Genomic DNA, 25,492 nt, shown 5'->3' on the forward strand with positions numbered 1-25,492 from the left:
TGCGACGTGCGGCGCGTACGGCGTGCCGCCTTGCCGCGTTAAGTGCTGACGCCATAGTGTCCGTCCGGACGGTCCGGTTCGGGATCGTCAGGGAGGTTCGAGCTGGTGACTGTGACGACCAACGGATCGACCCAGGGGAACCCCGAAAACCCCTGGGGTGACACGAAGACGGCCACGCCCACCGCCGGCGTGAACCTGGGCCCCACCCGAAGGCCGCGTCCAGTGTTCCCGGAGCCGGCCCGGCGCGAGATCCACGGGCCCGCCCGCGTCGTCGCGATGGTCAACCAGAAGGGTGGCGTCGGCAAGACGACCACCACCATCAACCTGGGCGCCGCGCTCGTCGAGTACGGGCTGAAGGTCCTGCTCGTCGACTTCGATCCGCAGGGCGCGCTCTCGGTCGGCCTCGGCATCAACCCCCATCAGCTCGACCTCACCGTCTACAACCTGCTGATGGACCGCAACGTCTCCGCCGAGGACGTGCTGCTGGAGACCGGCGTCGACGACCTCGACCTGCTGCCCAGCAACATCGACCTGTCCGCCGCCGAAGTCCAGCTCGTCACCGAGGTGGCCCGCGAGCAGGTGCTCGGCCGCGTGCTCAAGCCGCTGCTGCCGCACTACGACGTCTGCCTCATCGACTGCCAGCCGTCCCTGGGCCTGCTCACCGTCAACGCGCTGACCTGCGCCCACGGCGTCATGGTGCCGCTGGAGTGCGAGTTCTTCGCGCTGCGCGGCGTCGCCCTGCTCATGGACACCATCGCCAAGGTGCAGGAACGACTCAACGACGAGCTGGAGATCGAAGGCCTGCTCGCCACCATGTACGACGCGCGTACCCTGCACGGCCGCGAGGTCCTCGCCCGGGTCGTCGAGGCCTTCGGCGACAAGGTGTTCCACACGGTGATCAACCGCACCGTCCGCTTCCCCGACGCCACCGTCGCCGGGGAGCCGATCACCACCTTCGACCCGTCCTCGCTCGGTGCCAACGCGTACCGGGAGCTGGCCCGCGAAGTGCTGTCGCGCTGGCCCGCTCCTGCGACAATGGCCAGGTGACATCGACCTCGACCGAGCAAGGCGGCTTCCAGGTCCACCTGGACGTCTTCGAGGGCCCCTTCGACCTGCTGCTCGGCCTGATCTCCAAGCACAAGCTGGACATCACCGAGGTCTCCCTGTCGAAGGTCACCGACGAGTTCATCGCCTACATCAAGTCGCGCGGGCCCGAATGGGACCTCGACCAGACCAGCCACTTCCTCCTCGTGGCGGCGACCCTGCTCGACCTCAAGGCGGCCAGGCTGCTGCCGTCCGGCGAGGTGGAGGACGAAGAGGACCTCGCGCTCCTGGAAGCGCGTGACCTGCTGTTCGCCCGGCTGCTGCAGTACAAGGCGTACAAACAGGTGGCGAAGATCTTCGCCGGCAGGATGGCGGAGGAGGCGTTGCGCTTCCCGCGCATCGTGCCCATGGAGCGGGAGTTCGCCGACCTGCTGCCCGAGCTGATCCTGGGGATCGGGCCCGACCAGCTCGCCAGGATCGCGGCCAAGGCCTTCACCCCGAAGCTGCCGCCGACGGTCAGTGTCGGCCACATCTACCAACCGCTCGCCAGCGTCCGCGAACAGGCGGCTATCCTGGTGCGGCGCCTGCGGCGGATGCGCAAGGCCACGTTCCGCGCCCTGGTCGCCGACTGCGAGGGCACGTTCGAGGTGATCGCCCGGTTCCTGGCGGTGCTGGAGTTGTTCAGGGAGTCGGCCGTGACCTTCGACCAGGTCGAACCGCTCGGCGACCTCCACGTCACCTGGACCGGAACCGACGACGGCGACATCTCGGTCGGCGACGACTACGAAGAACCCGCGGAGAAGAAGACCGATGCCTGAGCACGACACCCCGCCCGCCCCCCGCCGCTCCGCGGACCCGGACCTGCCCGCCTGGATGACGCTCCCCGGCGCCCTGTCCACCACCCCGCCCACCCCGGCGCCCCGCCTGCCCGCCGACTCCGAGGACGACCGCCCGGCGGCGGAACTCCCCACCGAAGCGCCCGCCCCCGACGACGACCCGGCCCCGGCCGTCTCGTCGCCGGAGACGGCCACGGACCCGGTTGAGGAGGTTCCGGCCCCTTCGGCAGTGGAGACGCCGGGCCGGGCTGAGGAGGATCTGGTCAGGTCGGACTCCGTCGGCGCCGCCTCGGACTCGGATGGGGAGGTTTTGTCCTCCTCGGCCGCGGTTGTGCCGTCTTCGGGGGAGATTCCGAGAACGGGCGGCGAGGCGGGGCTGGGGTTGAAGGCCTCGCTGGAGGCGATTCTGCTGGTGGTGGATGAGCCGGTGGCCGAGGTGACGCTCGCTCAGGTGCTGGAGAGGCCGACGCAAGAGGTCGGACAAGCGCTTTCGGAGCTGGCGGCGGAATACACGGCCGATCGGCGGGGTTTTGACCTGAGAGAGGTGGCGGGAGGCTGGCGTTTCTACACGCGGGCCGAGTGCGCGCCTCTGGTCGAGCGCTTCGTGCGCGACGGGCAGCAGACGCGGCTCACGCAAGCCGCTCTGGAGACTCTCGCGGTCGTGGCTTACCGGCAACCGGTGAGCCGTGCCCGCGTGGCCGCGGTACGCGGTGTGAACAGCGACGGCGTCATGCGTACGCTCGTCGCCAGGGGGTTGGTCGAAGAGGCCGGCACCGACCCGGAGAGCCAGGCAGTGCTCTACCGGACAAGCTCATACTTCCTGGAGCGTCTGGGACTGAAGGACATCGGCGAGCTCCCCGAGCTTGCGCCGCTCCTCCCGGACGACGTGGAGAACCTCGAGGAGACAACGAAGTGAACAACAGGCGAAGCACCCCGTCCGGTGATGGACGCGGTCGAGGACGTTCGGGCGGCCACGCGGGCCGCGGCGGGCGTCCCGCCTTCCGCTCCGACGACCGACGCGGCGGCAGCGGGGACCGAGACTCCCTGCGCGCCGACAGGGGCGGCTCCCGGACCCGCCCCGGCAACCCCACCGACCGCCGCGACGACCGCGGCGGCAACCAGGGCCGTGGCGACGACCGCGGTGGCTACCAGCGGCGTGACGACCGTGACCGTGGCGGTTACCAGGGTCAGCGTCGTGACGACCGCGGCGGCTATCAGGGCCGTGGCGACGACCGTGGCGGCTACCAGCGCCGTGATGACCGCGACCGTGGCGGGTACCAGCCCCGTAGCGACGACCGTGGCGGCTACCAGCGGCGTGACGACCGCGACCGTGGTGGTTACCAGGGTCGTGGTGAGGACCGTGGTGGCCAGGGTCAGCGTCGTGACGACCGTGGCGGTTACCAGCGCCGTGATGACCGTGACCGTGGCGGCTACCAGCCCCGCGACGACCGCGACCGCGGGGGGTTCCAGCGGCGCGACGACCGCGGCGGCTATCAGGGCCGTAGCGACGACCGTGGCGGCTACCAGCGCCGTGATGACCGTGACCGTGGCGGTTACCAGCGTCGTGATGACCGTGACCGTGGCGGTTACCAGCCCCGCGACGACCGGGCGGAGCGGCCGGAGCGTTCCGGGAATGACGGGTTCCGGGCCGCCCGGGGTGGGCGGCGTGACTCCGCCCCCGGCCCCACCAGGGCACGCTACGGCAAGCGCGACGACGTTCAGACGATCGGCGGCAGCCGTACCGGCGGCAAGACCCCCAGCAGGGGGCCGCGGCGGGACGAGCGGCCGAGCAGGGGCGACAGGCCGTCGGACCGGTTCAAGACCGCCCGCCAGCCCATCCGCGACACCGCGTTCTTCGAGCCCGGCTACACCGACGAGCGGGACACCACCGAGGTTCCCGGCGGCGTCAGGCTGCAGAAGGTGCTCGCCCAGGCGGGCGTGGCCAGCCGGCGTGCCTGCGAGGAGATGATCGGCGCCGGTCGCGTGACCGTCAACGGCCAGATCGTCCGCCGCTTCGGCGCGAAGGTGGACCCGGCGGCGCAGGTCATCCACGTGGACGGCAAGCGCATCCCCACCGCCCCCGACCTCGTCTACTACGCGCTGAACAAGCCGATCGGCGTCGTGTCCACGATGGAGGACCCGCAGGGCCGTCCGTGCCTGGCCGACTACGTGCAGGAGCTGGCGCCGCGGCTGTTCCACGTGGGCCGGCTGGACACCGAGACCGAGGGCCTGCTGCTGCTCACCAACGACGGCGAGCTGGCCAACCGGCTGACGCACCCGAGCTATGGGGTGCAGAAGAAGTACTGGGCGAAGGTGCCGGGGCCGATCCCGCGCGACCTGGGCCGCAGGCTGCGTGAGGGCATCGAGCTGGAGGACGGCCTCGCCCGCGCGGACTCGTTCTCGATCGTGCAGGAGCACGGCCAGCAGGCGCTGGTCGAGGTGGTGCTGCACGAGGGCCGCAAGCACATCGTGCGCCGCATGCTGGAGGAGTCGGGTCACCGGGTGATCGACCTGGCGCGGATCGAGTTCGGGCCGGTCAAGCTGGGCCGGACCAAGGCGGGCACGCTGCGGGCGCTGTCGCTGGCGGAAGTCGGCGAGCTGTACGCCGCCGTCAAGATGTAATCTGGCAGCCCATACCCAGGAGCCCGTACCGCCGCGTACGGGCTCCATGCCTTATGAAGGGGACGAGCACCATGGTCCGGGCGATTCGCGGGGCGATCCAGGTCGGCGCCAACACCCGCGACGCGATCATCGAGGCGACGACGGAGCTGGTGAGCACGCTCATGGAGCGCAACCGGCTGTCGACCGACGACGTGATCAGCGTGTTGTTCACCGCGACGCCCGACCTGACGGCGGAGTTCCCCGCTCTGGCCGCGCGCAAGCTGGGCTTCCACGACGTGCCGCTCATCTGCTGCACGGAGATCGACGTGCCGGGCGCGCTGCCGCGCGTGGTGCGGCTGATGGCGCATGTGGAGACCGACCGGCCACGTGGCGAGATCAGCCACGTCTACCTGCGCGGCGCCGTCGCGTTGCGTGAGGACATCGCCCAATGAAGCTGGAGACCGTCCTCGTCCTCGGCACCGGCCTGGTCGGCACCTCGATCGGGCTGGCGCTGCGCCAGCGCGGCGTGAGCGTCCTGCTGGCCGACCGCGACCTCGGCGCGGTACGCCTGGCCAGGGAGATGGGCGCCGGCCAGGAATGGCACTCCGGCGAACAGGTCGACCTGGCCATCGTCGCGGTCCCCCCGGACCACGTGGCGACCGAGCTGCGCGGCCTGCAGCGGCGCGACGCCGCCCGCTTCTACACCGACGTGTCGAGCGTGAAGGCCATGCCGATCGCCAGGGCCGTCGAGCTGGGCTGCGACATGGGCCTCTACGTGGCCTCGCACCCGATGGCCGGCCGCGAGAAGGCCGGGCCGGGCGCGGCCAGGGCGGACCTGTTCCTGGGGCGGCCGTGGGCGCTGTGCCCGACGGAGGCGGCGCGGCCCGAGGCGAAGCGGGCGGTGCTGGAGCTGATCGAGCTGTGCGGCGCCAACCCGGTCGAGGTGAGCGCCGAGGAGCACGATCGCGCGGTCGCGCTGGTCTCGCACGCGCCGCACGTGGCCGCCTCCGCGGTGGCGGCCAGGCTGTCGGAGGCCTCCGACGTGGCGCTGGGCCTGGCCGGTCAGGGCGTACGGGACGTGACCAGGATCGCCGGCAGCGACCCCGGCCTGTGGCTGGGCATCCTGTCCGGCAACGCCGAGCCCGTCGCCGAAGTGCTGGAGGCGGTCTCGCGCGACCTGACCGAGGCCGCGGCGGCGCTGCGCGCGCTGGCCGGAGGCGACCAGAGCGCGGGCCCCGACGTCACGCGACTGCTCAAGCGCGGCGTCGCCGGGCACGGGCGCATCCCGGGCAAGCACGGCGGCCCCGCCGCCGCCTACGGCGTCGTCCAGGTGGTCATCGGTGACCGGCCGGGTCAGCTGGCCCGGTTGTTCCAGGTGTGTGACGAGGTCGGGGTCAACGTCGAGGACGTCCGTCTGGAGCACGCTCCGGGCCTGCCCCTGGGCCTGGCGGAGGTGTCGGTGCAGCCGGACGCGGTGGCCGTACTCCAGGAGGCTCTGCACGAGCGCGGCTGGCAGGTGCCGTAGCGCCCGCGCCGATGTCACATTCTGGCGCGGTGGATCCGTCTTCCCGGCATGACACACATCATGGTTCTGGGAGCCGGATACACCGGGATGATGGCGGCGATCCGGGTCGCGGTGAAGACCCGCCGCCAGGGCGCCAGGGTGACGCTGGTCAACGCCTCACCGCGCTTCACCGAGCGGCTGCGCATGCATCAGACGGCCGCGGGCCAGCGGCTGACCGGCCACGCCATCGAGAAGGTGATCGCCGGGACGGGCATCACCTTCCTGCATGACCGCGTCACCGGACTCGATCCGGGCCGGCACGAGGTCACGCTCCAGAGCGGGCGCGTCGCCCGGTTCGACAAGCTCGTCTACGCGCTGGGCACCGTCACCGACCGCTCCACCCCGGGCGTGCGCGAGCACGCCCACGTCTACGACGACCACGACGGCGCGCTACGGCTGGCCGATGCGCTGAAACGCCTCACCGAGGGCACGGTCGTGGTCGCCGGCGGCGGCCTGACCGGCGTCGAGTCGGCCACCGAGATCGCCGAAGCGCACCCCCACCTGCGCGTGGTCCTGCTCAGTCGGGGCGCCCCGGCCTCGATGATGGGCGACAGGGCCCGCGCCTACGTGCGGCGGGCGATGGACCGCCTCGGCATCGAGGTGCGCGAGGGCGTCGAGGTGGAGAAGGTGCTGCCCGACGCGGTGGAGCTGGCCGGGGGCGAGCTCGTCGCGTCCTCGGTCACGCTGTGGACCGCGGGCACCACCGGGCTGCCGCTGGCATGGGAGTCGGGGCTGGACGTCGACGGGCGCGGGCGCGTCGTCGTGGACGCGACGCTGCGTTCGGTCTCGCATCCCGACGTGTACGCGGTCGGGGACGCGGCGGCCGTCGGCCAGCCGTACGGGGTCATTCACGGCACCTGCCAGAGCGGCATCCCCACGGCTCTGCACGCCGCCGACGTGATCGCCGCGCGGCTGCGGGGCGGGCGGGCCAGGCCGTTCCGGTTCGGGTACTTCCACCAGCCGCTCAGCCTGGGGCGGGCCGACGGGATCATCCAGTTCACGCGGGGCGACGACAGCCCGCGGCGGGCGTACCTGACGGGGCGCTGGGCCGTCGTCTACAAGGAGACGGTCAGCAGCAGCCCGCTGCCGGGCTTCGCGCTGCTGAAGCGGGGCCTGGTGCCCGCCCGCGCGTTCCGTCTCAGCAGCGGCTGAGCGCCGAAGCTGGATCGGTGAGTGACGCGGAGGCGGTAGCCTCTTCAGGTTGAGGTAAAGCCGTGAAGAGGGAGAGACCGTGGCCGGTCTGGTCGTCGCCATGGACGGCCCTTCGGGGTCGGGCAAGTCGAGTGTGTCGCGCGGGGTGGCCCGTGTGCTGCGCCTGCGCTACCTGGACACCGGGGCGATGTACCGGGCGATGACCTGGTGGATGCTCGAACAGGGCGTCGACGTGGCCGATCCGGCCGCCGTCGCGGCGCGCTGCGGCGAGCCCGAGATCGTCACCGGCACCGACCCGGACGGGCCGACCATCCACGTGGGCGCCACCGACGTCGCCGGGCCGATCCGCACGGGCGAGGTCACCGGCTCCGTCTCGGCGGTGGCCGCGGTGCCCGAGGTGCGGACCCGTCTGGTCGCCCTGCAGCGGGAGATCATCGGCGCCGGCGGCATCGTGGTCGAAGGCCGCGACATCGGCACGGTCGTCTGGCCGGAGGCGGCGGTCAAGATCTACCTCACCGCCAGCGCGGAGGCGCGCGCCCTGCGGCGCACCGCGGAGCTGTCGGGCACCACGGTGGAGGCGCAGCAGGCCGCCATGGCCAGGCGTGACACCCTGGACTCGACACGTAAGGCAGATCCACTGTCGATGGCGGATGGCGCCATCGAGCTCGACACCACGCCGCTGACCCTGCAAGAGGTCATCGACGCGGTGCTGAGTGTGGTCGCCCGGCAAGGAGGCCCGGGCGGGCTCCGGAGCGAGCGCGACCGGGTAGACGAGCGCGCCTGACCTTCAGGTGCGGTACTCACACGAAGGACGAGAACATCGTGAACACGGGGGACTGGGTCGAGGCTGAGTTCGACGACCTGCAGATCAGTGACCATGACGACGACAGCGGGCCGCTGCCCGTCGTGGCCATCGTCGGACGCCCGAACGTCGGCAAGTCCACGCTGGTCAACCGCATCATCGGCCGCCGCGAGGCGGTCGTGGAAGACGTGCCGGGCGTCACCCGCGACCGTGTCGCCTACGACGCCAACTGGCGCGGGCGCCGCTTCACCGTGGTCGACACCGGCGGCTGGGACCCCGACGCCACCGGCATGAACCTGCGCATCGCCGAGCAGGCCCAGGTGGCCGTCCAGCTCGCCGACGTGATCCTGTTCGTGGTCGACGCCACCGTGGGCGCCACCGACGCCGACGAGATCGTCGGCAACGTGCTGCGCCAGTCCGGCAAGCCGGTCATCCTGGCCGCCAACAAGGTCGACAACCAGCAGCTTGAGCTGGAGGCCTCCGGGCTGTGGGCGCTGGGGCTCGGCGAGCCGTACCCCGTCTCGGCCCTGCACGGGCGCTCCAGCGGCGACCTCCTCGACATCGTGCTGGACGCGCTGCCGGAGACGCCCGAGCTGAAGTTCGGCGAGCAGGGCGGCCCGCACCGGGTGGCGCTGCTCGGCAAGCCCAACGTCGGCAAGTCCTCCCTGCTCAACAAGCTCGCGGGGGAGGACCGGGTGCTGGTCGACCCGATGGCGGGCACCACCCGCGACCCGGTCGACGAGCTGATCGAGCTCGGCGGCAAGCCGTGGCGCTTCGTCGACACCGCCGGCATCCGCCGCCGCGACCGCGAGCTGCAGGGCGCCGACTTCTACGCCGCCATGCGCACCCGCGCCGCGCTCGAGAAGGCCGAGGTGGCGGTCGTGCTCATCGACGCCTCCGAGCCGCTCACCGAGCAGGACCTGCGCATCATCGGGCTGGTCATCGAGTCCGGCCGGGCCATGGTCGTGGCCTTCAACAAGTGGGACCTGGTCGACGAGGACCGGCGCTACTACCTGGAGAAGGAGATCGACCGGCAGCTCGTGCGGACCCCGTGGGCGCTGCGCGTCAACATCTCCGCCAAGACCGGCCGGCACGTCGACCGGCTCGTCCCGGCGCTGGAGAAGGCGCTCGACTCCTGGTCCACCCGGGTGCCGACGTCCCGGCTCAACGCCTTCCTCACCGAGCTGGTCCAGGCGACGCCCCCGCCGGTGCGTGGCGGCAAGCAGCCCAAGATCCTGTTCGCCACGCAGGCGTCCACCGAGCCGCCGAAGTTCGTGCTGTTCACCTCGGGCTGGCTGGAGGACACCTACCGGCGCTTCATCGAACGCCGGCTGCGCGAGGAGTTCGGCTTCGCCGGTTCGCCCCTTGAGGTGACGATGAAGATCCGCGAGAAGCGCAAGAGCGGCGGGGCCCCGGCCAAGAAATGATAAGTTGACCGGCAACGCGTAGACGGAGATGAGTAGTCCGGGGACCACGCGGGTCCAGAGAGCCGCCGGCAGCTGAGAAGGCGGCCCCGCGCCCCGGGCGAAGACACTCCCGAGTGCGGGGAGGAAATGCCCCGCCGGCCTGACCCCCGTCATCGGGTCGTGGAGGCCGCCTCCTCGCGGGGCGGCGAAAGTGCGGTGGCACCGGGAGCTCCCTTCTCCCCCGCACTCCCAAGGGGTCATGCATCTTCCCCGAGGAGTTGTGATGATCTCTCGTGTCCTGTCGGCGGAGCTCTCCGAGCACGCCGGGCAACGAGTCAAGATCGCCGGATGGGTTCATCGCCGCCGGCAGCTGAAATCCGTGTCGTTCCTCGTCGTACGCGACCGTGCGGGCCTGGCCCAAGCGGTCACGACCAGCCCGGATCTGCCGGGTGAGGAGAGCGTCGTCGAGATCACCGGGATCGCCACGCCCAGCGCGCGGGCGCCCGGCGGCGTGGAGATCACCGAACCCGAGATCACCGTGCTGGGCGAGGCCGCCCAGCCGCCGTTCGAGCTGTTCCGCCCCGAGGTGAGCGCGGCGCTGCCGACCGTGCTCGACCACGCGCCGCTGGCCCTTCGCCATCCCGCGCTCCGCCTGCCGCTGGAGATCTCCGCGGCCAGCGTGGCGGGGTTCCGGGAGACGCTGGACCGGCTGGCGTTCACCGAGATCCACACGCCCAAGCTGGTCGAGTCGGCCACCGAATCCGGCGCGAACGTCTTCTCCGTCGACTACTTCGGCGGCCGCGCCTACCTGGCCCAGTCGCCGCAGTTCTACAAGCAGATGATGGTCGGCGTCTTCGAACGCGTCTACGAGGTCGGGCCCGTCTTCCGCGCCGAGCCGCACGACACCGCCCGCCACCTGGCGCAGTACACCAGCCTCGACGCCGAGCTCGGCTTCGTCACCGACCACCGCGACGTCATGGCGGTCCTGCGCGAGGCCGTCGCGGGCATGGTCGAGTCGGTACGGCACCGCGTCCCGAAGGCCCGCGACCTGCTGCCCGAGGTGCCCGCCGAGATCCCGGCGGTGCACTTCTCCGACGTCAGCGACGAGCCCGACCTGTCACCGGCGCGTGAGCGCGAGCTGTCGGAGTGGGCGCGGCGCGAGCACGGCTCGGACTTCCTGTTCGTCACCGGCTACCCGATGGCCAAGCGTCCGTTCTACACCCATCCCGACCCGGCCAGGCCCGGCTCCTCCAACGGCTTCGACCTGCTGTTTCGCGGGCTGGAGCTGGTCACGGGCGGGCAGCGGCTGCACCGGCACGCCGACTACCTCGCCGCGCTGGCCGAGCGGGGGGAGGCGGCGGAGCCGTACCGGGGATATCTGCAGGCCTTCGCGTACGGCATGCCGCCGCACGGCGGCTTCGCCATCGGCCTGGAACGCTGGACGGCCCGGCTGACCGGCGCGGCGAACATCAGGCAGGCGACTCTGTTCCCGCGCGACCTGCATCGCCTCTCGCCGTAGGCATCCAGAGGGCCACCACGGCGCCCAGCAGGCAGAGCACGGCGGTCACGAGGAACATCTCGGTGTACTCCACGTGCAGGGCCGCCTTCACCTTCGCGGTGTAGACGGCCAGCTGCTGGGCGTAGGTGGCCGCGTCGACGCCGACGGGCAGCGGGGTGTCGAGGTCGGCGGTCAGCGACTGGAAGCGGTAGAAGCCCCAGGCGGACACGCCCGCGATGCCGATGAGCATGCCCATCATCCTGGCCACGACGACGGCGGCGGAGGCGACGCCGTGCTGGACCGCCGGGGTCACGCGCAGGACCGCGGCCGAGATCGGCGCGATGACCAGGCCCAGGCCGAGGCCGGCGACGATGAGCGCGAGGTCGATCGGGTGCCCGGTCAGGTCGAGCGGCCAGCGGTTCATCAGCACGTATCCCACGGTGGCGACGAGCAGGCCGGCGACCGTGACCGGGCGGTCGCCGAGCCTGCGGGCCAGCACGCCGCCGAGCACCGCGCCGACCGGCAGCGCGATGAGGAAGCGGCCCAGCACCAGCGCGGCCTCCAGCGCCTCCAGGCCCAGCAGCGTCTGCGCGGTGAACTGCACGAACACCATGGTGACCAGCAGTGCGGCGCCGGCGAGGAAGCTGACGCCGAGCGTGGCCAGCAGCGGGCCCTTACGGGCGCCGGCCAGGTCGAGCAGGCGTACCGGCGAGCGGATCTCCCACCAGACGAACACCGCGCCGACGACGAGGCCGGCGGCGATCGCCGGCAGGCCCCACGGCGGCAGGATCGCCTTGGCCGGGTCGTTGTTGTAGAAGCCGACGACCAGCAGGGCCAGCGCGAGCGCGAGCAGCACGCCGCCCACGGTGTCGATCCTGGCTCCCGCCAGGGCGACCGGGACCGGCGGGCGGCCGGGAACCGTGCGCTGCACCGCGATCGCGGCCAGCGCGGCCAGCGGGAGGTTGATCCAGAAGATGGCGTGCCAGCCGCCCAGCTCCACCCCGAACACCTGGAAGGCCGGGATCAGCGCCAGCACGCCGCCGTAGAGCGGGCCCAGGGCGCTGCCGAGCTCCTGGGCGGCGCCGACCGCGCCCAGGGCGACGGGGCGTTCGCGCTCGTCCCACAGGTCGCCGATGAGCGCCATCGTGATCGGGAGCAGCGCGCCGCCGGCGATGCCCTGAAGGGCGCGCCCGCCCACGACCATGGGCAGCGATCCGGCCAGCGCGGTCAGCAGGGAGCCCAGCGCGAACGCGGCCAGGCAGGCGTGGATCAGGGGACGCCGGCCGTACCGGTCGGACAGTTGCCCGAGCAGCGGCATCGCGGCGATGTAGCCGAGCAGGAAGCCGGTCACCACCGGCGTGGCCCGCTCCAGGTGGTTCAGCGGTACGCCGACCTCGGTGGCGATGTCGATCAGGACGGTCACCACGACGTAGGCGTCGAGCGCGGCCAGCAGCACCACCGTCCCGCCCACGCCGAGGGCGACCCGGCGCGCCGCCTTCATCCCGCGGGCGGGGTGATCGTGACCGGGGCGTCGTAGTCGCTGAACGAGACGATCACCGAGCCGTCCTGCAACGGCAGGGTGGCCTTGGTCAGGCGGGAGGAGGCCTTGTCGATCAGGAGCCGGCCGTTCACGCCCTGGGAGACGCCGGGGATCAGCTTGCCCAGGACCTCGGGCGAGAAGGTGGCCGCGACCGTGTACGCCGCGCCCTCCTCGCCCTCGACCCGCGGGTCCGTGGCCGTCGACAGGAGCTTGGCGATGCCCTCGGCGGGCGACAGGATCAGCGACGGGTCGTAGATCTGGGCCAGATCCTTCTTCGACATCTTCTGGAAGCCGCCGGTCGGGCCCTTGAAGTGGACGGTGTCGCCGACCACGAAGAAGCTGATCTCCTGCAGGCTGCCGAACACCTCGATGGTGAGCGTGCCGTCGGCGTCGCCGGCGGAGGTCAACCGGCCGTCGGCCTTGCGTATCTGCACCTTGGGCTTGCCCTCGGTGGCGATCGCGAACGAGGCGGACTTGACCGACTTCATCGCCTCGGCGGACTTCGTCATCAGGTCGGGACCGCTGGGCAGCGCCGCCCCGCCGCCGGACGAGCAGGCCGCGGCCAGCGCTAGAGCAAGGACGATCAGCAGCTTTCTCAGCATGTCCGGATCGTAGCGAGCGCGCGGGAGCCCACGGGCCGGTCGCCGATATCGGTTGGGTGTCAGCGCAGCTTCTTGAGATGCTCCACGATCGGCGTGTACGCGGCGTCGAGCTCGTCGAGCTGGTCGTCGGTGAGCCGGTCCACGAAGTGCTCGCGGACGCTGGCCACGTGGTGGGGCGCCACCCGCTGGATCGTCTCCCAGCCCTGCTCGGTGAGCACTGCGAACGTTCCACGACGGTCGTCGCGGCAGTCCTCCCTGACCACCAGGCCCTTGGCCTCCATGCGGGAGATCTGGTGCGACAGGCGGCTGCGTGACTGGATCGTGGCGTCGGCCAGGTCGCTCATCCGCATCCTGCGCTCCGGGCTCTCGGAGAGGTTGACCAGGATCTCGTAGTCGTTGAGCGACAACTCGAACTCCTGCAACTCCCGATCGAGGCGGTGCATCAGCAGCTTGTGCAGAGCGAGATGAGCACGCCATGCGCGTTGCTCGGTGTCGGTCAGCCAACGAGGGGCGTTCATGATCTCAATCTACCTCTCGCGAGCGCCTGCTCCCCTCCTCAAACCCTGCCGGACCTGTGTCGAAACCCGCATACCCATGTGTTCCCGGAGCCGCTTCGCGCTTTGGTGCGCGCTTTCATGGGCGCTTCGTTGTGGAGTCACCTGATTTCGAAGATGCTCAAGATCGCTCACGTAGAGTGATGCCCATGGCTGAGGGCGCGGGGGAGAGCTTCTGGACGGTGCTGGTCGCCGGCCTGGCCAACCTGGCCATCGCCGTGGCCAAGCTGGTCGCGGGCCTGATCAGCGGATCCGCCGCGATGCTGTCGGAGGCGGCCCACTCCGCCGCCGACACGGTGACGGAGGTCCTGCTCCTGGTCGCGGTCCGGCAGGCGGGCAAGCCGGCCGATCGGCGCCATCCCTTCGGGTACGGCAAGGCCGGGTTCTTCTGGGCGATGATGGCGGCCGTGGCCACGCTGGTGGGCGGGGCCGGGTTCTCCATCACGCACGGGGCGCACACGATCGTCCACGGCGAGTCGCTGGGCGACTTCACCCTCTCCTACGTGGTGCTCGGGGTGTCGTTCGTCATCGAGGGCGTCTCGTTCCTGAAGGGGCTCTCCCAGGCGCGCCGCGAGGCGCGGCGGTGGGGGATCGGGCCGGTGCGGCTGGTCGCCCGCACCTCCGACACCGCGCTCAAGGCGGTCATGCTGGAGGACGCCGCCGCGCTGGCCGGGCTGGTCATCGCCGCGGGCGGGCTGCTGGGTTCGCAGCTCAGCGGGTCGGCGCTGTGGGACGGGGCGGCGTCGGTCGCGATCGGGGTGCTGCTGCTGGTCGTGGCGCTGGCGTTGATCGCGGCCAACGTCTCGCTGCTGATCGGGCAGGCGGCGCCGCGGCCGGTGGAGACGGAGATCCGGGCCCTGCTGCTGGCGCAGCCGGAGGTGGCCGACGTGGTCGAGCTGCTGACCATGTACCTGGGGCCGGGGCGGCTGCTGGTCGCGGCCAAGATCGATTTCGACGACGCGGCGAGCGCGGCCGGGGTGGAGATCGCCTGTGACCAGGTGGACCGGCGGCTGCGCGCGCACGTGCCCACGATCTCCCAGGTCTACCTCGACCCGACCCCCACCCGCCGCCAGGAGCGGCCGGAACGTCAGTGGTAACGGGGTTGTCACATTTCGTGGTGGGCTGACAACAGGTGAGCCGGGTCTCATAGCTTTTGCGCAAATTCAGCAGAAAGCATCGACCTACTGGACAACTCGTCAGTAAGGTGACTGCTCCGGAGTCGCCCCGGTTCACGAGGTGGTCATGACGGTAACCAAGGCGGAGCGCTGATGGCCGGTTACGTCGGCCGGAAGGCCGGGTCGGCCCTGGGACAGGTGGGTGAGCTTTTCGTCATCGTCCTGGAGGGCCTGCGGCGTACCTGGGACGTCAGAAGCTGGTGGTGGGAGTTCGTCGAGCAGTGCTGGTTCCTGGCCCGGGTGACGAGTGTGCCCGTGCTCCTGGTCTCGCTGCCGCTCGGCGCCACCGTGGCCCTCCAGGTGGGCGAGCTGGCCTGGCAGCTCGGCGCCGCCTCCGCCACCGGCAGCGCCGTCTTCGTCGGCCTCATCCGGGAGGTCGCCCCGCTGGCCAGCGCCCTGCTCATCGCCGGCGCCGGAGGCAGCGCCATGACCTCCGACATCGGCGCCCGCCACATCCGCGACGAGCTGAGCGCGATGGAGGTCATGTCCGTCAACCCCATCCACCGGCTGGTCACGCCGCGCATGTGGGCGGCCAGCACCGTCGCCGTGTGCCTGTGCCCGCTGGTCATCCTGGCCGGCGCCTCGGGCGGCTACTTCTTCAACGTCGTCGTCCAGGGCGTCACCCCCGGCGCGTACTTCGACGGCGCGCTCTCGCTCGTCGTCGGCTCCGACCTCTACGTCACCCTCTTCAAGGCGTGGGTGTTCGGCTTCATCGCCGCGGCCGTCGCCTGCTACAAGGGCATGACCTGCGCGACCAGCCCGGTCGGCGTCGGGCGGGCGGTCAACCAGTCCACCGTGGTGACGTTCATGCTGGTCTTCGCGTTCAACTACGTGATCTCCGCCGTCTACTTCCTCGCCTACCCGCCCAAGGCGCTGTGATGGCCACCCGTACGGCGGGCCTCAGGTTCGCCCGGCAGGGCCGGGAGATCGGCGAGAAGTTCGCCACGCTCGCCGACTGGCCGTTGTTCGTCTGGCGGGTGCTGTTCTACTCCGTACGCGACATCGTCCTGCGCCTGCGCTACTTCAAGGTCGTCATGCGGCAGGTCAGCGACGTCGTGATCGGCGTGGGCGCCACGGTCATCGGCGGCGGCATGATCTTCGTGGTGTTCACGATGGCCTTCGTCGTGGGCGCCACCGTCGGGCTCCAGGGATACCAGGGGCTCCAGGCGATCGGCGCCGAGTCGTTCATGGGCCTGGTGGGCAGCTTCGCCAACGTCCGCGAGATCACGCCGATCATCGCCGCCACGGCGCTGGCCGCGCAGGTCGGCTCGGCGTTCACGGCGGAGCTGGGCGCGATGCGGATCTCGGAGGAGATCGACGCGCTGGAGGTGATGGGCATCAACGCCTTCACCTACCTGATCTGCACCCGCGTGGTGGCGGCGCTGCTGGCGCTGATGCCGATCTACCTGATCGCGTTGTTCGCCAGCTTCTTCGCCACCCGGCTGATGAGCACGGTGCTGTTCGGCCTGGCGCCGGGCGTCTACGACTACTACTTCTACCTGTACCTCCCGGTCAGCGACATCGTCTTCAGCGTCGCCAAGGTCGGGGTGTTCGCGTTCACGGTCATCGTCATCCACTGCTACCACGGCTTCCACGCCACCGGCGGCCCGGTCGGCGTGGGCGTCGCGGCCGGGCGCGCGATCCGCCAGTCGATCGTCACGATCGTCCTGCTCAACCTGTTGTTGTCGTACCTGTTCTGGGGTGGCGGCGGCAGCGTGAAGCTGACGGGGTGAGGGGCATGGGACGCAAGGAACTCACCCTGCCCACCCGGATGGCGATCGCCGCCCTGGTGGTCGTGGCGCTGGTGGCGGCCACGGTCTTCATCGTGCGCAACGCCTCCCAGGTGAGCGGGACCCGGATCGACGCGGTCTTCGGCCGCGCCGGGCAGGGCATGGACACGAACTCGCCGGTCAAGATCCGCGGCATCACCGTGGGCGACGTGACCGGTGTCGCGCTCAACGCCAAGGGGCAGGCGGTGGTGACCATGCACGTGCAGGCGGGCGTGCGGGTGCCGCGGTCGGCGGTCGCCTCGATCGAGCCGGCGTCGGTCTTCGGGCCCAAGTACGTCAACCTGAAGCTCGGCTCGGGGGAGCGGGCGGGGCCGTACCTCGGCAGCGGGGCGGTCATCACGAGGACCGAGGACCCGCTGGACCTGTCCGACACGCTCGGCGACGCCTACCGCGGCCTGGACGCGGTCGACCCGCGCGAGGTCACGGTCATCGTGCACACGCTCGCCAAGGGCCTGGAGGGACAGGGCGAGGACCTGCGCGAGCTGATCGACGACGCGGGCACGGTCGTCGGCGTCGCGCACAAGCACCGCGGGCTGGCCCAGCGCTTCCTGCGCGACACGGCCGCCCTGTCGGGCGCGCTGGCCGGCAAGGGCGACGAGCTCGTGGCCATCGGCGAGGACATCAACACGATCACCCCCGACCTGCTGAAGCGCGCCGACAAGGTACGCGCCCTGCTCAAGGAGATGACCGACATCTCCGACCTGACCGCGCACGGCCTGCGCAAGCACCGGCAGAACCTGCGCGCCGGCGTGCACTCGGGCGAGCGGGTGGCCGCGCTCATCTACGCCCAGCTCGGCCTGGCCGGCGACGGCGTACGCGGGCTGCGCACGCTCGTGGACCTGCTGAACGAGCTGATCGAGGCGCCGGGCCCGGACGGCGCCCGGCAGATCCAGGTGGAGGCGTTCGTCTCGACCGACATCTGCGAGCTGATCGTCGGCGCCTGCGGCCCGACCGACGGGAGGCGCTGAGGTGGCGGCCCCCGCCAGGACCTCGCCGCAGATCGTGCGGCGCCGCTGGACCCTGGTGAAGTTCGCGCTGTTCTTCGGCGTCGCGGCGGGCCTGATCGGGCTGATCACCGTCCAGATCGCCCGGGTCGCCACCGGCGGCGGCTACAACCTCGTCGCGACCTTCGACGACGTCTCCGGCCTGGTGGAGGGCGACCAGGTCAAGATCGCGGGCGCGCCCATCGGGCAGGTCGCCACCATCAAGGTGGTGAACGGCAGAGCCGAGGTCACCATGGAGGTGCAGGAGGGCGTCACCGTGCCCTCCGACACCGAGGCGGCGATCCGCTGGCGCAACGCCGTGGGCCAGCGCGTGGTCTACCTGCTGCCCGGCACCGCCAAGGACCGCCTGCCGCCCGGCGCGCGCATCGCCCGCACCGCCTCGGTCGTGGACATCGGCGAGCTGGTCAGCGATCTCGGCCCGCTGACCAGGAGCCTGGACCCCGAGCAGATCAACCAGCTGCTCACCGCCGCCGCCAAGGCGCTCAAGGGCAACGACAAGAACATCCCGAGGCTGCTCGACAACGTCAACGCCATCACCGGCACGCTCACCGAGCGCAGGGAGACGATCCGCGGCCTGCTGAAGGACTACGCGACCGTCAGCGGCGTGGTCGCCAAGCGCGACGAGCAGATCTCCCAGCTGGTCGACAACCTGGTGGTGCTGTCGGAGGCGTTCGCGGGCAACAGGAAGCTCATCGACGACTCGATCGTGGAGCTGAGCGCGACCCTGCACACCTCCAACGAGGTGCTCGGCAAGAACGCCGGCGAACTGGGCGCGCTCGTGGACAACCTGTCGCGCCTGACCGGCGGCATCCGGCGCAACGTGGGCACCATCGAGAAGACGGTCAACACCTTCCGCCCGCTGTTCGAGCGCGCCTACTCCAGCGTCAACCGCGGCCACTACTTCATCTCCGCGGTCCCATGCGTGGCCCTGGGCCCGTCGCCGTGCCCGTACCCGATGACCACGCCGCCCCCGCTGCGCGGCAGCAAGAAGATCGCCAGCACCCAGGACCTGCGGAAGCTCATGGTGGGTGACCGATGGCCCTGAAGTCCTTCCGCGACCGCAACAAGATCGTCGTCGGCCTCGTGTCGATGGCCGTGCTCGGCTCGCTGCTGGTCGCCACGTTCCTGGTGGGCAGCCTGGGCCTGCTGGAGGGCGGCTACACGATGTCGGGGACCTTCACCGACTCCGGCGGCCTGCGCGGCGGGCAGGACGTGCGGGTGGCGGGCGTGCGCGTCGGCGAGGTGACGGAGGTCCGCGCGGACTACGCGCAGGGCCACGTCGTGGTCACCTGGCGCGTCGACTCCGACGTACGGCTCGGCCGCACCACCCGGGCCGACATCGCCCTGTCCAACCTCCTCGGCGGCCGCTACCTCAGGCTGACCGGCCCGGTCGCCGCCCCCTTCATGGACCAGCTCCCCGAGGGACAGCGCCGCATCCCGGTGGAGCGCACCGGCACCCCCACGCTGATCAACGACGCGGTCAAGGACGCCACCCGCCTGGTCAAGGCCCTGGACACCGACGCCGTGGACGCACTGCTCACCGAGCTCGGCAAGATCGACACCAGCGAACGCGGCCGCATCACCCGCCTGCTGAAGAACATCGGCGACCTGTCCGACACCATCAGCGAGAGCGAGCCCCAGCTGCGGAAGCTCCTCGACAACGGCACCCGGATCATGGACCTGCTGGAGAAGAAGGACAAGCAACTGGCCCGCCTGATCGACGCCATCGAGATCATGCTGAACGAGCTGCGCGGCCGCAGGAACGAGCTGCGCACGCTGCTGGGCGACGGCAGCGACCTGGTCCAGAGCACCACCAAGCTGATCAACGAGCACGAGAAGGCACTCGTCCAGGTCCTCGACGACAACGGCGCGATCACCACGCGGCTCAACGCGAGCAACCAGGAGTTCAACAAGCTCGTGGCCTGGATCGGCCCGACGTTCTCCGGCCTGGCGACCATGGGCGGCCAGGGGCCCTGGATCGAGGCGATCGCCACCGGGCTCGGCCCGATCAACCCGGAGGTGCTGGGCGCCATCGCCAAGGACAGGAAGAACGACCGATGAGAGTGCTGAAGCTGCTCGTGGCGACGCTCCTGCTGGTCTCCTCCGGAGGGTGCGGGCTGGTGGGCGGGGCGGCGCCGTACACGATCACCGCGATCTTCTCGAGCGCGCCCTCGCTGTACGAGCAGGCGCGCGTGAAGGTGATGGGCCTGGACGCCGGGTACGTGGAGCGGATCGCGATCGAGGGCGACAAGGTCCGGGTGACGATGTCGGTGGACGCGCGGGTGCCGCTGCCGGAGCAGGTGAAGGCGGTGGTCGCGCCGCAGAACACGCTCGGCGAGCGCAACGTGGTGCTGTATCCGCCGTGGAAGCCGGGTGAGCGGCGGGCCGGGCCGGGCGCGGTCATCCCGCTGGGGCGTACGGACCTGCCGGTGGAGATCGACGACGCGCTGGACGCCTTCACGAAGCTGACCGACGCCCTGGACGACGAGAAGCTCGGCGACGTCGCGGGCAACCTGGCCGACGGCGTACGCGGGCGCGGCAAGACGATCAACAACGCGCTCTCCGACACCGCCGAGCTGACCGGCACACTCGCCAAGCAGGACCAGCAGCTCATCGACCTGGCCAAGGGCCTGAACCGGCTGGCCACCAGCCTCAACGACCGCCAGGGCCAGGTGACCAGGGCCATCGACGCCTTCTCCGAGGCGAGCGCGATCCTGGCCGAGGAACGCCGCAGGCTGCGCGGCTTCATCGCGGGCATGGCGGACTTCGTCCGGCGCGGCGACGTGATCATCGAGGAGTACTCCGAGCGCCTGCCCAGAGCCGCGGGGACGCTGGCCGAGCTGGTGCTGACCGTGCGGGCCAACAGCGAGTCGCTGGCCGCGGGGATCAAGGGCGCGGCCGACTTCGCCGACGTGCTGGTCGAGGCGTGGGATAGGAAGAACCACCTGCTGAAGATCCGCGTCGTGCTCAACGCGATGACCAGGGCGTGGCTGCAGCCGTTGTTCGACGCGCTGAACCTGGGCAAGGTGCCGTGCCTGCCCGGTCAGCTCAGCAACTGCCCGTTCCAGAAGAAGAAGGGCGGACGATGAGAGCGCGCGCCCTGACCGGCCTGCTCGCCCTGGCGATCACCACCTCGTGCTCGCTCCAGACGCTCGGCGGGACGAGCGGCGACCTGACGCTCCACGCGACCTTCGACGACGTGCAGAGCCTGGTCGCCGGCCACAGCGTGCAGGTCTCCGACGTCAAGGTGGGCTCGGTCACCGAGATCCGGCTGCAGGGCTACCAGGCCAGGGTCACCATGGAGATCGACGGCGCGCACCGGGTCCCGCGGGGCACGACCGCGACGGTGGCCAAGACCTCGGTGCTGGGCGAGAACTACGTCGCGCTCAGCCCGCCGCCGGGCAAGGACCTGTCCACCGGTCCGTACCTGCCCGAGGGCGCGACGATCACCGACACCTCGGTGGAGCCCGACATCGAGCAGGTCACCGAGAAGGCCGGTCCGCTCATCGAGGCCATCGGCGCGCAGGACGTCAACGCCATCCTGGACGCCGCCTCGACCGCCTTCGCCGGCAAGGGCGGCGACGTCAACAAGCTCATCAGGCAGACCGCCGAGGTCACCGACAGCTACGCCGCCGCCCGCACCGAATTGGCGGCCACCGTCGACTACCTGGCGCGGCTCGGCGACGACCTGGCCAAGGGCGAGAAGGAACTGGACAAGCTGCCCGGCACGCTGGCCGCGGCGACCGCCAGGATCGCGCACGGGCGCAAGCACGTGAAGAAGGCCATCGTCGCGCTGACCGGCCTGGCCGAGGAGGCCAACACCACCGTCTACCCGCGCCACGCGGCCCGCCTGCGCACGATCATGCGCGAACTGGACGGCGTCACCGGCGCGATGGTGCGCGGCAAGGAGGATCTCAAGCGCCTCATGGCCAGGATCCAGTACTTCATCGACACGCCGCCGATCACCGTCAACGGCCAGGTGCTCATCTACGTCTGGCTGAAGGGCCTGCTGGTCAACGACAGCAGGGGCGTCATCCCCAACGACATCAAGGTCGAGCCGCCGGCGCTGCCGAACCAGCTCAAGGACTTCCAGCTGCTGTGGGAGCCGCCGCGATGAAGAACCTGCGCATCTACCTCAACCTGGGCTTCTTCGCGCTGCTGGGCATCGTGATGACGATCTGGGCGTTCACCACGATCATCAAGCTGGACGCGATCGAGCAGCCGTACCGGGTCTCGGCCGAGTTCGAGTCCTCGCCCGGCCTGATCCGCGGCTTCGACGTCGCCTACCTGGGCGTGCGGGTCGGGCGGATCGGCGACGTACGGCTGGCGCCCGGCAAGATCGTCGTGGGCCTCGACATCGAGCGGGAGGTCCGGCTGCCCAAGGCGCTGACGGCCGAGGTCCGGCGCAAGTCGGCGATCGGCGAGCCGTACGTGGAGCTGTCCCCGCCCAAGACGATGACCGGCCAGAACCTCGCGCCCGGCGACACGATCCCGCTGCGCGAGACGTCGGTGCCGCTGGACTACAAGAAGTTGTTCGAGGGTGTGGGCAAGCTGCTCAACGCGGTCCCGCCCAAGGACGCCAAGACGATCACGCACGAGCTGGCCGTGGCGCTGGAGGGGCGCTCGCCGGCGATCAGGAGCATCGTCGACGACGCCCACGGCCTGACCGACACGCTGGCCGACAACTCCGAGGTACTCGACGAGCTGTCGGTGCAGCTCACCGAGCTGACCCACACGCTGGCCGGGAAGAGGAACGAGCTGGCCTCGGGGATCGAGAACACCGAGCTGGTGACCTCCTCGCTGGTGGAGTCGCGGCAGGACCTCAACGCGTTCCTGGACCAGGGGCCTGGGGTGTTCGCGCAGATCGACGGGCTGCTCCAGCGGGCCAGGCCGGGCTTCTCCTGCCTGCTGTCGGCGGCCGGGACGCCGCACAAGCCGATCTTCTCCCCGGATTCCGAGCGGAACATCCACCACCTGCTGAGCACGATGCCGACGGCGCTCAGCCTGGCCGACGACATCAGCGACCGCCGCGACGGCACCGTCTACGGGCGCAACATGTTCGTCTTCAGCGTGCCGGGCGGGCCGAAGGTGGCCGAGGAGTACGCCGAGCCGCTGGGGCCCCCGGCCATCCCGGGCCTGCGTGCCTGCCCGAAGCGGGCGCCCGCCGCTCCCGAGGCCGCCGCGGAGCGCCCGGAGAAGGACGAGCGCCCCCGCGAGGAGGAGGCGCGCGCGGCCCGTCCCGTGACCTCCGGGAAGAAGCAGGAGCCTGCCACAGAGGCGACACCGACCCCGAAGAAGGACGTCCCCGCCAGGACGGCCTCGGCCGACACCCCGCTCGACCACACGCCCCTGATCGCCGCGATTTTCCTCGCGGTCGTCGCGGGTGGTGGCATCGTGGGCTGGATCGCGGTGGGCCGTGCCGCCCGCCGGCGCGAAACGGAGCTTTCATGACCACTGACCAGGAAACCCCCGCGAAGGCTGAGCCTGACGTAGAGGTTGAGACCGAGGCTCAGGCGAAGGTCGACTCCGGTCTCCGCATGAAGATCATGGGCGCCGTGGCCGCCATGCTCGTCGCCGCCCTCGCCGCGACGGCCGTACTCCAGTGGATGTCAGCGGGCCGCGCCCAGGACGCCCGCGCCGCGCTGGAGGCCGACCGGGCCCTGCGCCTGGAAGTCTCCCAGGCCGCGCACACCTTCGGCCAGTCGCTGCTCAGCTACGACTACCAGAGCCTGCAGGCCACCAGGACCAAGCTCATGGCCATGGCCACCGGCGACTTCCTCAACACCTACGACGACGCCTTCGGCGGCGTGATGGAACAGGTCATCGTCAAGCTGCAGGCCGTCTCCGTCGCCACCGTCCGCGACGTCTACCTCGCCGATGCCGACCAGTCCTCCGCCCATGCCATTGTGGTGGTGGACCAACAGGTGACGACCGCCAAGGCGATCAGAAGCGTCAAGGACTCGCACCTGAAGATCGCTCTGGTGCGGGAGAAGGGGTCATGGAAGGTTCGCGAGGTCACGGTGCTCGGCGCGGCCCAGGAGAACCAGTACAACAAGGACGGCACACCCCTGGCCGACCCGAGCCCCACCCCGACCAAGAAGAAGTAGCCGCCACCGCCGTCGTCATGGGCGCGCGTCCCGAGCAGGTGCTCGCCCCCGCCGCCTGGCTCACCGACGTCGAGCGCGCGCGCTCGGCCCGCTTCGTGCACGAGGCAGACCGCCGCGCGTTCGTCGCCGCCCACCTTCTGGTACGGCTCAGCGCCGCGGCCTGCCTGGACGCCGACCCGGCCACGCTCACCCTGCTGCAGTACTGCGAGATCCACGGGGAGGGGCACGGCCGGCCGTACCTGAAGGAGTTCCCCGGCCTCGGCGTCAGCCTGAGCCACACGCGCGGCTACGTCGCCGCGGCGGCGGGACCGGGAAAGGTGGGCGTCGACGCGGAACGGGTCCCCCCGGGCGCCTTCGACACCACGCTGGCGGCCCAGATCGCCGCGCCCACGAGCATCACCGACAACACCGAGCTGATCCGCCTGTGGGCGCGCAAGGAAGCGCTCATCAAACGCGGTGAACTGTCCCTGGACACGGTCCGCGCCCCGATCGCGTGGGACGGGCACCACGTGCTCGAATGGCGGGAACCGCCGGACGTCGTGGTGGTGGCGGTCACCGACGTGAAGGCCGAGCGGGTGCCTCATGGCCGGGAGCCGTTGTGGTAGTGCGGGAGGTCGAGCGGCGGCACCGGGAAGCCGCCGGCCGTGGGCACGCGGGACAGCTCCGTCTGCCGCGCCTCCTCGCGCCGCTGTCGCACGGTGTCGAACCGTAGCCAGACGGCCAGCGTGCCGGCCACGATGACCACGCCGAGGCCGATGCCCAGCGGCTCGGCGCCGTTCACCACCAGGTTGCGCACCGCCGCCACCACCATGATCCAGGCCAGGCCGGCCGGGATCAGCACCTTCCAGCCCAGCGCCATCAACTGGTCATAGCGGACACGCGGCAACGAGGCGCGTACCCACACGACGAAGCAGAAGACCAGCACGAACTTGACGAGGAACCACAGCGGTCCCCACCAGCCCTCGTCCGGCAGGCCGAAGGGCGCCCGCCACCCGCCCAGGAACAGCGTGATCGCCATCGCCGACGCGGTGAACGTGTGCAGGTACTCGCCCATCATGATCAGGGCGAACTTCAGCGACGAGGAGTACTCGGTCTGGAACCCGCCGACCAGCTCGCCCTCACCCTCGGGCAGGTCGAACGGGATGCGCGCGGCCTCGCCGAACACGCAGACCACGTAGATGAGAAACGACGGCAGCAGCAGCACCGCGAACCAGGTCCGCTCCTGCGCCCCGACGATCTCCGAGGTGGACAGCGTCCCGGCGACCAGGAACACGCCGACGAACGACAGTCCCATGGCGATCTCGTAGGAGACCACCTGCGCCGCGCTCCGCAACCCGCCCAGCAGCGCGTACGGCGAGCGCGACGACCACCCGGCCAGCACCACCCCGTACACCGACACCGCGCCCATGGCCAGCGTGAACAGCACCGCCACGGGCAGGTCCGCCAGCTGCAGCGGCGTCCGCACCCCGAACAGGCTCACCACCGGCCCGAACGGCACGACCGAGAAGGCCAGGAACGCCGGCACCACCATGATGACCGGCGCCAGGAGGTACAGCACCCGGTCCACCGCGCGCGGGAACAGGTCCTCCTTCAGGCCCATCTTGATCGCGTCCGCGACCGACTGCAGGATGCCGGACGGTCCGGCCCGGCTGGGCCCGCGACGGTGCTGCATGCGCGCGATCAGCTTGCGCTCGAACCAGACCCCGAAGACGACGCCCAGCGCCAGAAAGAGGAAGAGCATCACCGCCTTCGCGATGATGATCCACAACGGGTCCGCGCCGAAGTCGGCGAGGGTCGGATCGGCCATGACGTGGTGC

Annotated in this window: 25 protein-coding genes; 21 read left to right on the top strand and 4 right to left on the bottom strand. The window is 70.8% G+C overall.

Annotation, left to right across the window (positions count from 1 at the left end; all coding sequences use genetic code 11):
- Nucleotides 1–105 precede the first annotated feature (105 nt).
- The 10 genes from ACIBHY_RS03525 to aspS all read left to right on the top strand — a co-directional run bounded on the left by ACIBHY_RS03525 (nucleotide 106) and on the right by aspS (nucleotide 10,924).
- The gene (locus ACIBHY_RS03525) at nucleotides 106–1,047 is read left to right on the top strand and encodes a ParA family protein (RefSeq protein WP_379612913.1); all 942 of its coding nucleotides are present in this window, start codon (nucleotides 106–108) and stop codon (nucleotides 1,045–1,047) included.
- Nucleotides 1,044–1,862 (top strand): segregation and condensation protein A, encoded by an 819-nt coding sequence (locus ACIBHY_RS03530; RefSeq protein WP_397246490.1) that lies wholly within the window; start codon nucleotides 1,044–1,046, stop codon nucleotides 1,860–1,862. The genes ACIBHY_RS03525 and ACIBHY_RS03530 overlap by 4 nt, the downstream gene beginning before the upstream one ends.
- 349 nt (nucleotides 1,863–2,211) lie before the next feature.
- Nucleotides 2,212–2,796, top strand: a complete 585-nt coding sequence (gene scpB / locus ACIBHY_RS03535) for an SMC-Scp complex subunit ScpB (protein WP_397305953.1) — start codon at nucleotides 2,212–2,214, stop codon at nucleotides 2,794–2,796.
- The gene (locus ACIBHY_RS03540; protein WP_397305813.1) at nucleotides 2,793–4,502 is read left to right on the top strand and encodes a pseudouridine synthase; all 1,710 of its coding nucleotides are present in this window, start codon (nucleotides 2,793–2,795) and stop codon (nucleotides 4,500–4,502) included. Before scpB ends, ACIBHY_RS03540 begins: the two co-directional genes overlap by 4 nt.
- 71 nt (nucleotides 4,503–4,573) lie before the next feature.
- The gene (gene aroH, locus ACIBHY_RS03545; protein ID WP_379612910.1) at nucleotides 4,574–4,933 is read left to right on the top strand and encodes a chorismate mutase; all 360 of its coding nucleotides are present in this window, start codon (nucleotides 4,574–4,576) and stop codon (nucleotides 4,931–4,933) included.
- Nucleotides 4,930–6,006, top strand: coding sequence for a prephenate dehydrogenase (locus tag ACIBHY_RS03550; protein WP_397305814.1), 1,077 nt, complete (start codon nucleotides 4,930–4,932; stop codon nucleotides 6,004–6,006). The genes aroH and ACIBHY_RS03550 overlap by 4 nt, the downstream gene beginning before the upstream one ends.
- A 48-nt stretch (nucleotides 6,007–6,054) precedes the next feature.
- Nucleotides 6,055–7,197, top strand: coding sequence for an NAD(P)/FAD-dependent oxidoreductase (locus ACIBHY_RS03555; protein ID WP_397305815.1), 1,143 nt, complete (start codon nucleotides 6,055–6,057; stop codon nucleotides 7,195–7,197).
- A gap of 79 nt (nucleotides 7,198–7,276) precedes the next feature.
- The gene (cmk, locus tag ACIBHY_RS03560) at nucleotides 7,277–7,981 is read left to right on the top strand and encodes a (d)CMP kinase (RefSeq protein WP_397305816.1); all 705 of its coding nucleotides are present in this window, start codon (nucleotides 7,277–7,279) and stop codon (nucleotides 7,979–7,981) included.
- Between the two features lie 38 nt (nucleotides 7,982–8,019).
- The gene (der, locus tag ACIBHY_RS03565) at nucleotides 8,020–9,426 is read left to right on the top strand and encodes a ribosome biogenesis GTPase Der (RefSeq protein WP_379612907.1); all 1,407 of its coding nucleotides are present in this window, start codon (nucleotides 8,020–8,022) and stop codon (nucleotides 9,424–9,426) included.
- Between the two features lie 262 nt (nucleotides 9,427–9,688).
- Nucleotides 9,689–10,924 carry an aspartate--tRNA(Asn) ligase gene (gene aspS, locus ACIBHY_RS03570; protein WP_397305817.1) on the top strand — a complete coding sequence of 412 codons (1,236 nt, stop codon included), beginning with the start codon at nucleotides 9,689–9,691 and terminating at the stop codon, nucleotides 10,922–10,924.
- On the opposite strand, the gene ACIBHY_RS03575 is transcribed toward aspS, so the two are convergent.
- The 3 genes from ACIBHY_RS03575 to ACIBHY_RS03585 are packed head-to-tail and all read right to left on the bottom strand — an operon-like array spanning nucleotide 10,875 to nucleotide 13,563.
- Nucleotides 10,875–12,404 (bottom strand): MFS transporter, encoded by a 1,530-nt coding sequence (locus ACIBHY_RS03575; protein WP_397305819.1) that lies wholly within the window; start codon nucleotides 12,402–12,404, stop codon nucleotides 10,875–10,877. The genes aspS and ACIBHY_RS03575 overlap by 50 nt on opposite strands.
- Nucleotides 12,401–13,045: an LppX_LprAFG lipoprotein gene (locus ACIBHY_RS03580; protein WP_397305821.1), complete on the bottom strand. Its 645-nt coding sequence runs from the start codon at nucleotides 13,043–13,045 to the stop codon at nucleotides 12,401–12,403. Before ACIBHY_RS03580 ends, ACIBHY_RS03575 begins: the two co-directional genes overlap by 4 nt.
- Before the next feature lie 59 nt (nucleotides 13,046–13,104).
- Nucleotides 13,105–13,563 (bottom strand): MarR family winged helix-turn-helix transcriptional regulator, encoded by a 459-nt coding sequence (locus ACIBHY_RS03585; RefSeq protein WP_184960989.1) that lies wholly within the window; start codon nucleotides 13,561–13,563, stop codon nucleotides 13,105–13,107.
- A 185-nt stretch (nucleotides 13,564–13,748) separates the two neighbouring features.
- Between ACIBHY_RS03585 and ACIBHY_RS03590 the strand changes: the two genes are divergently transcribed.
- From ACIBHY_RS03590 to ACIBHY_RS03640, 11 genes are all read left to right on the top strand, one after another.
- On the top strand, nucleotides 13,749–14,696 hold the full coding sequence (locus tag ACIBHY_RS03590; protein WP_397305822.1) for a cation diffusion facilitator family transporter: 948 nt from the start codon (nucleotides 13,749–13,751) through the stop codon (nucleotides 14,694–14,696).
- A 171-nt stretch (nucleotides 14,697–14,867) separates the two neighbouring features.
- Nucleotides 14,868–15,653: an MlaE family ABC transporter permease gene (locus ACIBHY_RS03595; protein ID WP_379612901.1), complete on the top strand. Its 786-nt coding sequence runs from the start codon at nucleotides 14,868–14,870 to the stop codon at nucleotides 15,651–15,653.
- Nucleotides 15,653–16,507, top strand: coding sequence for an ABC transporter permease (locus ACIBHY_RS03600; protein ID WP_397246512.1), 855 nt, complete (start codon nucleotides 15,653–15,655; stop codon nucleotides 16,505–16,507). Before ACIBHY_RS03595 ends, ACIBHY_RS03600 begins: the two co-directional genes overlap by 1 nt.
- Nucleotides 16,508–16,512: 5 nt before the next feature.
- Complete coding sequence (locus ACIBHY_RS03605) at nucleotides 16,513–17,532, top strand: MCE family protein (RefSeq protein WP_397305824.1); 1,020 nt, start codon at nucleotides 16,513–16,515, stop codon at nucleotides 17,530–17,532.
- 1 nt (nucleotide 17,533) lies between these two features.
- Nucleotides 17,534–18,613: an MCE family protein gene (locus tag ACIBHY_RS03610; RefSeq protein ID WP_397305825.1), complete on the top strand. Its 1,080-nt coding sequence runs from the start codon at nucleotides 17,534–17,536 to the stop codon at nucleotides 18,611–18,613.
- Nucleotides 18,604–19,629 (top strand): MlaD family protein, encoded by a 1,026-nt coding sequence (locus tag ACIBHY_RS03615; RefSeq protein WP_397305826.1) that lies wholly within the window; start codon nucleotides 18,604–18,606, stop codon nucleotides 19,627–19,629. The genes ACIBHY_RS03610 and ACIBHY_RS03615 overlap by 10 nt, the downstream gene beginning before the upstream one ends.
- Nucleotides 19,626–20,657 carry an MCE family protein gene (locus tag ACIBHY_RS03620; protein WP_397246520.1) on the top strand — a complete coding sequence of 344 codons (1,032 nt, stop codon included), beginning with the start codon at nucleotides 19,626–19,628 and terminating at the stop codon, nucleotides 20,655–20,657. The genes ACIBHY_RS03615 and ACIBHY_RS03620 overlap by 4 nt, the downstream gene beginning before the upstream one ends.
- The gene (locus ACIBHY_RS03625; RefSeq protein WP_397246522.1) at nucleotides 20,654–21,685 is read left to right on the top strand and encodes an MCE family protein; all 1,032 of its coding nucleotides are present in this window, start codon (nucleotides 20,654–20,656) and stop codon (nucleotides 21,683–21,685) included. The genes ACIBHY_RS03620 and ACIBHY_RS03625 overlap by 4 nt, the downstream gene beginning before the upstream one ends.
- On the top strand, nucleotides 21,682–23,019 hold the full coding sequence (locus ACIBHY_RS03630; protein ID WP_397305827.1) for an MlaD family protein: 1,338 nt from the start codon (nucleotides 21,682–21,684) through the stop codon (nucleotides 23,017–23,019). Before ACIBHY_RS03625 ends, ACIBHY_RS03630 begins: the two co-directional genes overlap by 4 nt.
- Nucleotides 23,016–23,675, top strand: coding sequence for a hypothetical protein (locus tag ACIBHY_RS03635; RefSeq protein WP_397305828.1), 660 nt, complete (start codon nucleotides 23,016–23,018; stop codon nucleotides 23,673–23,675). The genes ACIBHY_RS03630 and ACIBHY_RS03635 overlap by 4 nt, the downstream gene beginning before the upstream one ends.
- 17 nt (nucleotides 23,676–23,692) lie before the next feature.
- Nucleotides 23,693–24,280 (top strand): 4'-phosphopantetheinyl transferase family protein, encoded by a 588-nt coding sequence (locus ACIBHY_RS03640; protein WP_397305830.1) that lies wholly within the window; start codon nucleotides 23,693–23,695, stop codon nucleotides 24,278–24,280.
- Here ACIBHY_RS03640 and nuoH read toward each other — a convergent pair.
- The gene (gene nuoH / locus ACIBHY_RS03645; RefSeq protein ID WP_397305833.1) at nucleotides 24,256–25,482 is read right to left on the bottom strand and encodes an NADH-quinone oxidoreductase subunit NuoH; all 1,227 of its coding nucleotides are present in this window, start codon (nucleotides 25,480–25,482) and stop codon (nucleotides 24,256–24,258) included. The two genes, ACIBHY_RS03640 and nuoH, sit on opposite strands and share 25 nt — an antisense overlap.
- Nucleotides 25,483–25,492 lie beyond the last annotated feature (10 nt).

It is taken from the genome of Nonomuraea sp. NPDC050547 (assembly GCF_044457345.1).
GTDB lineage: Bacteria > Actinomycetota > Actinomycetes > Streptosporangiales > Streptosporangiaceae > Nonomuraea.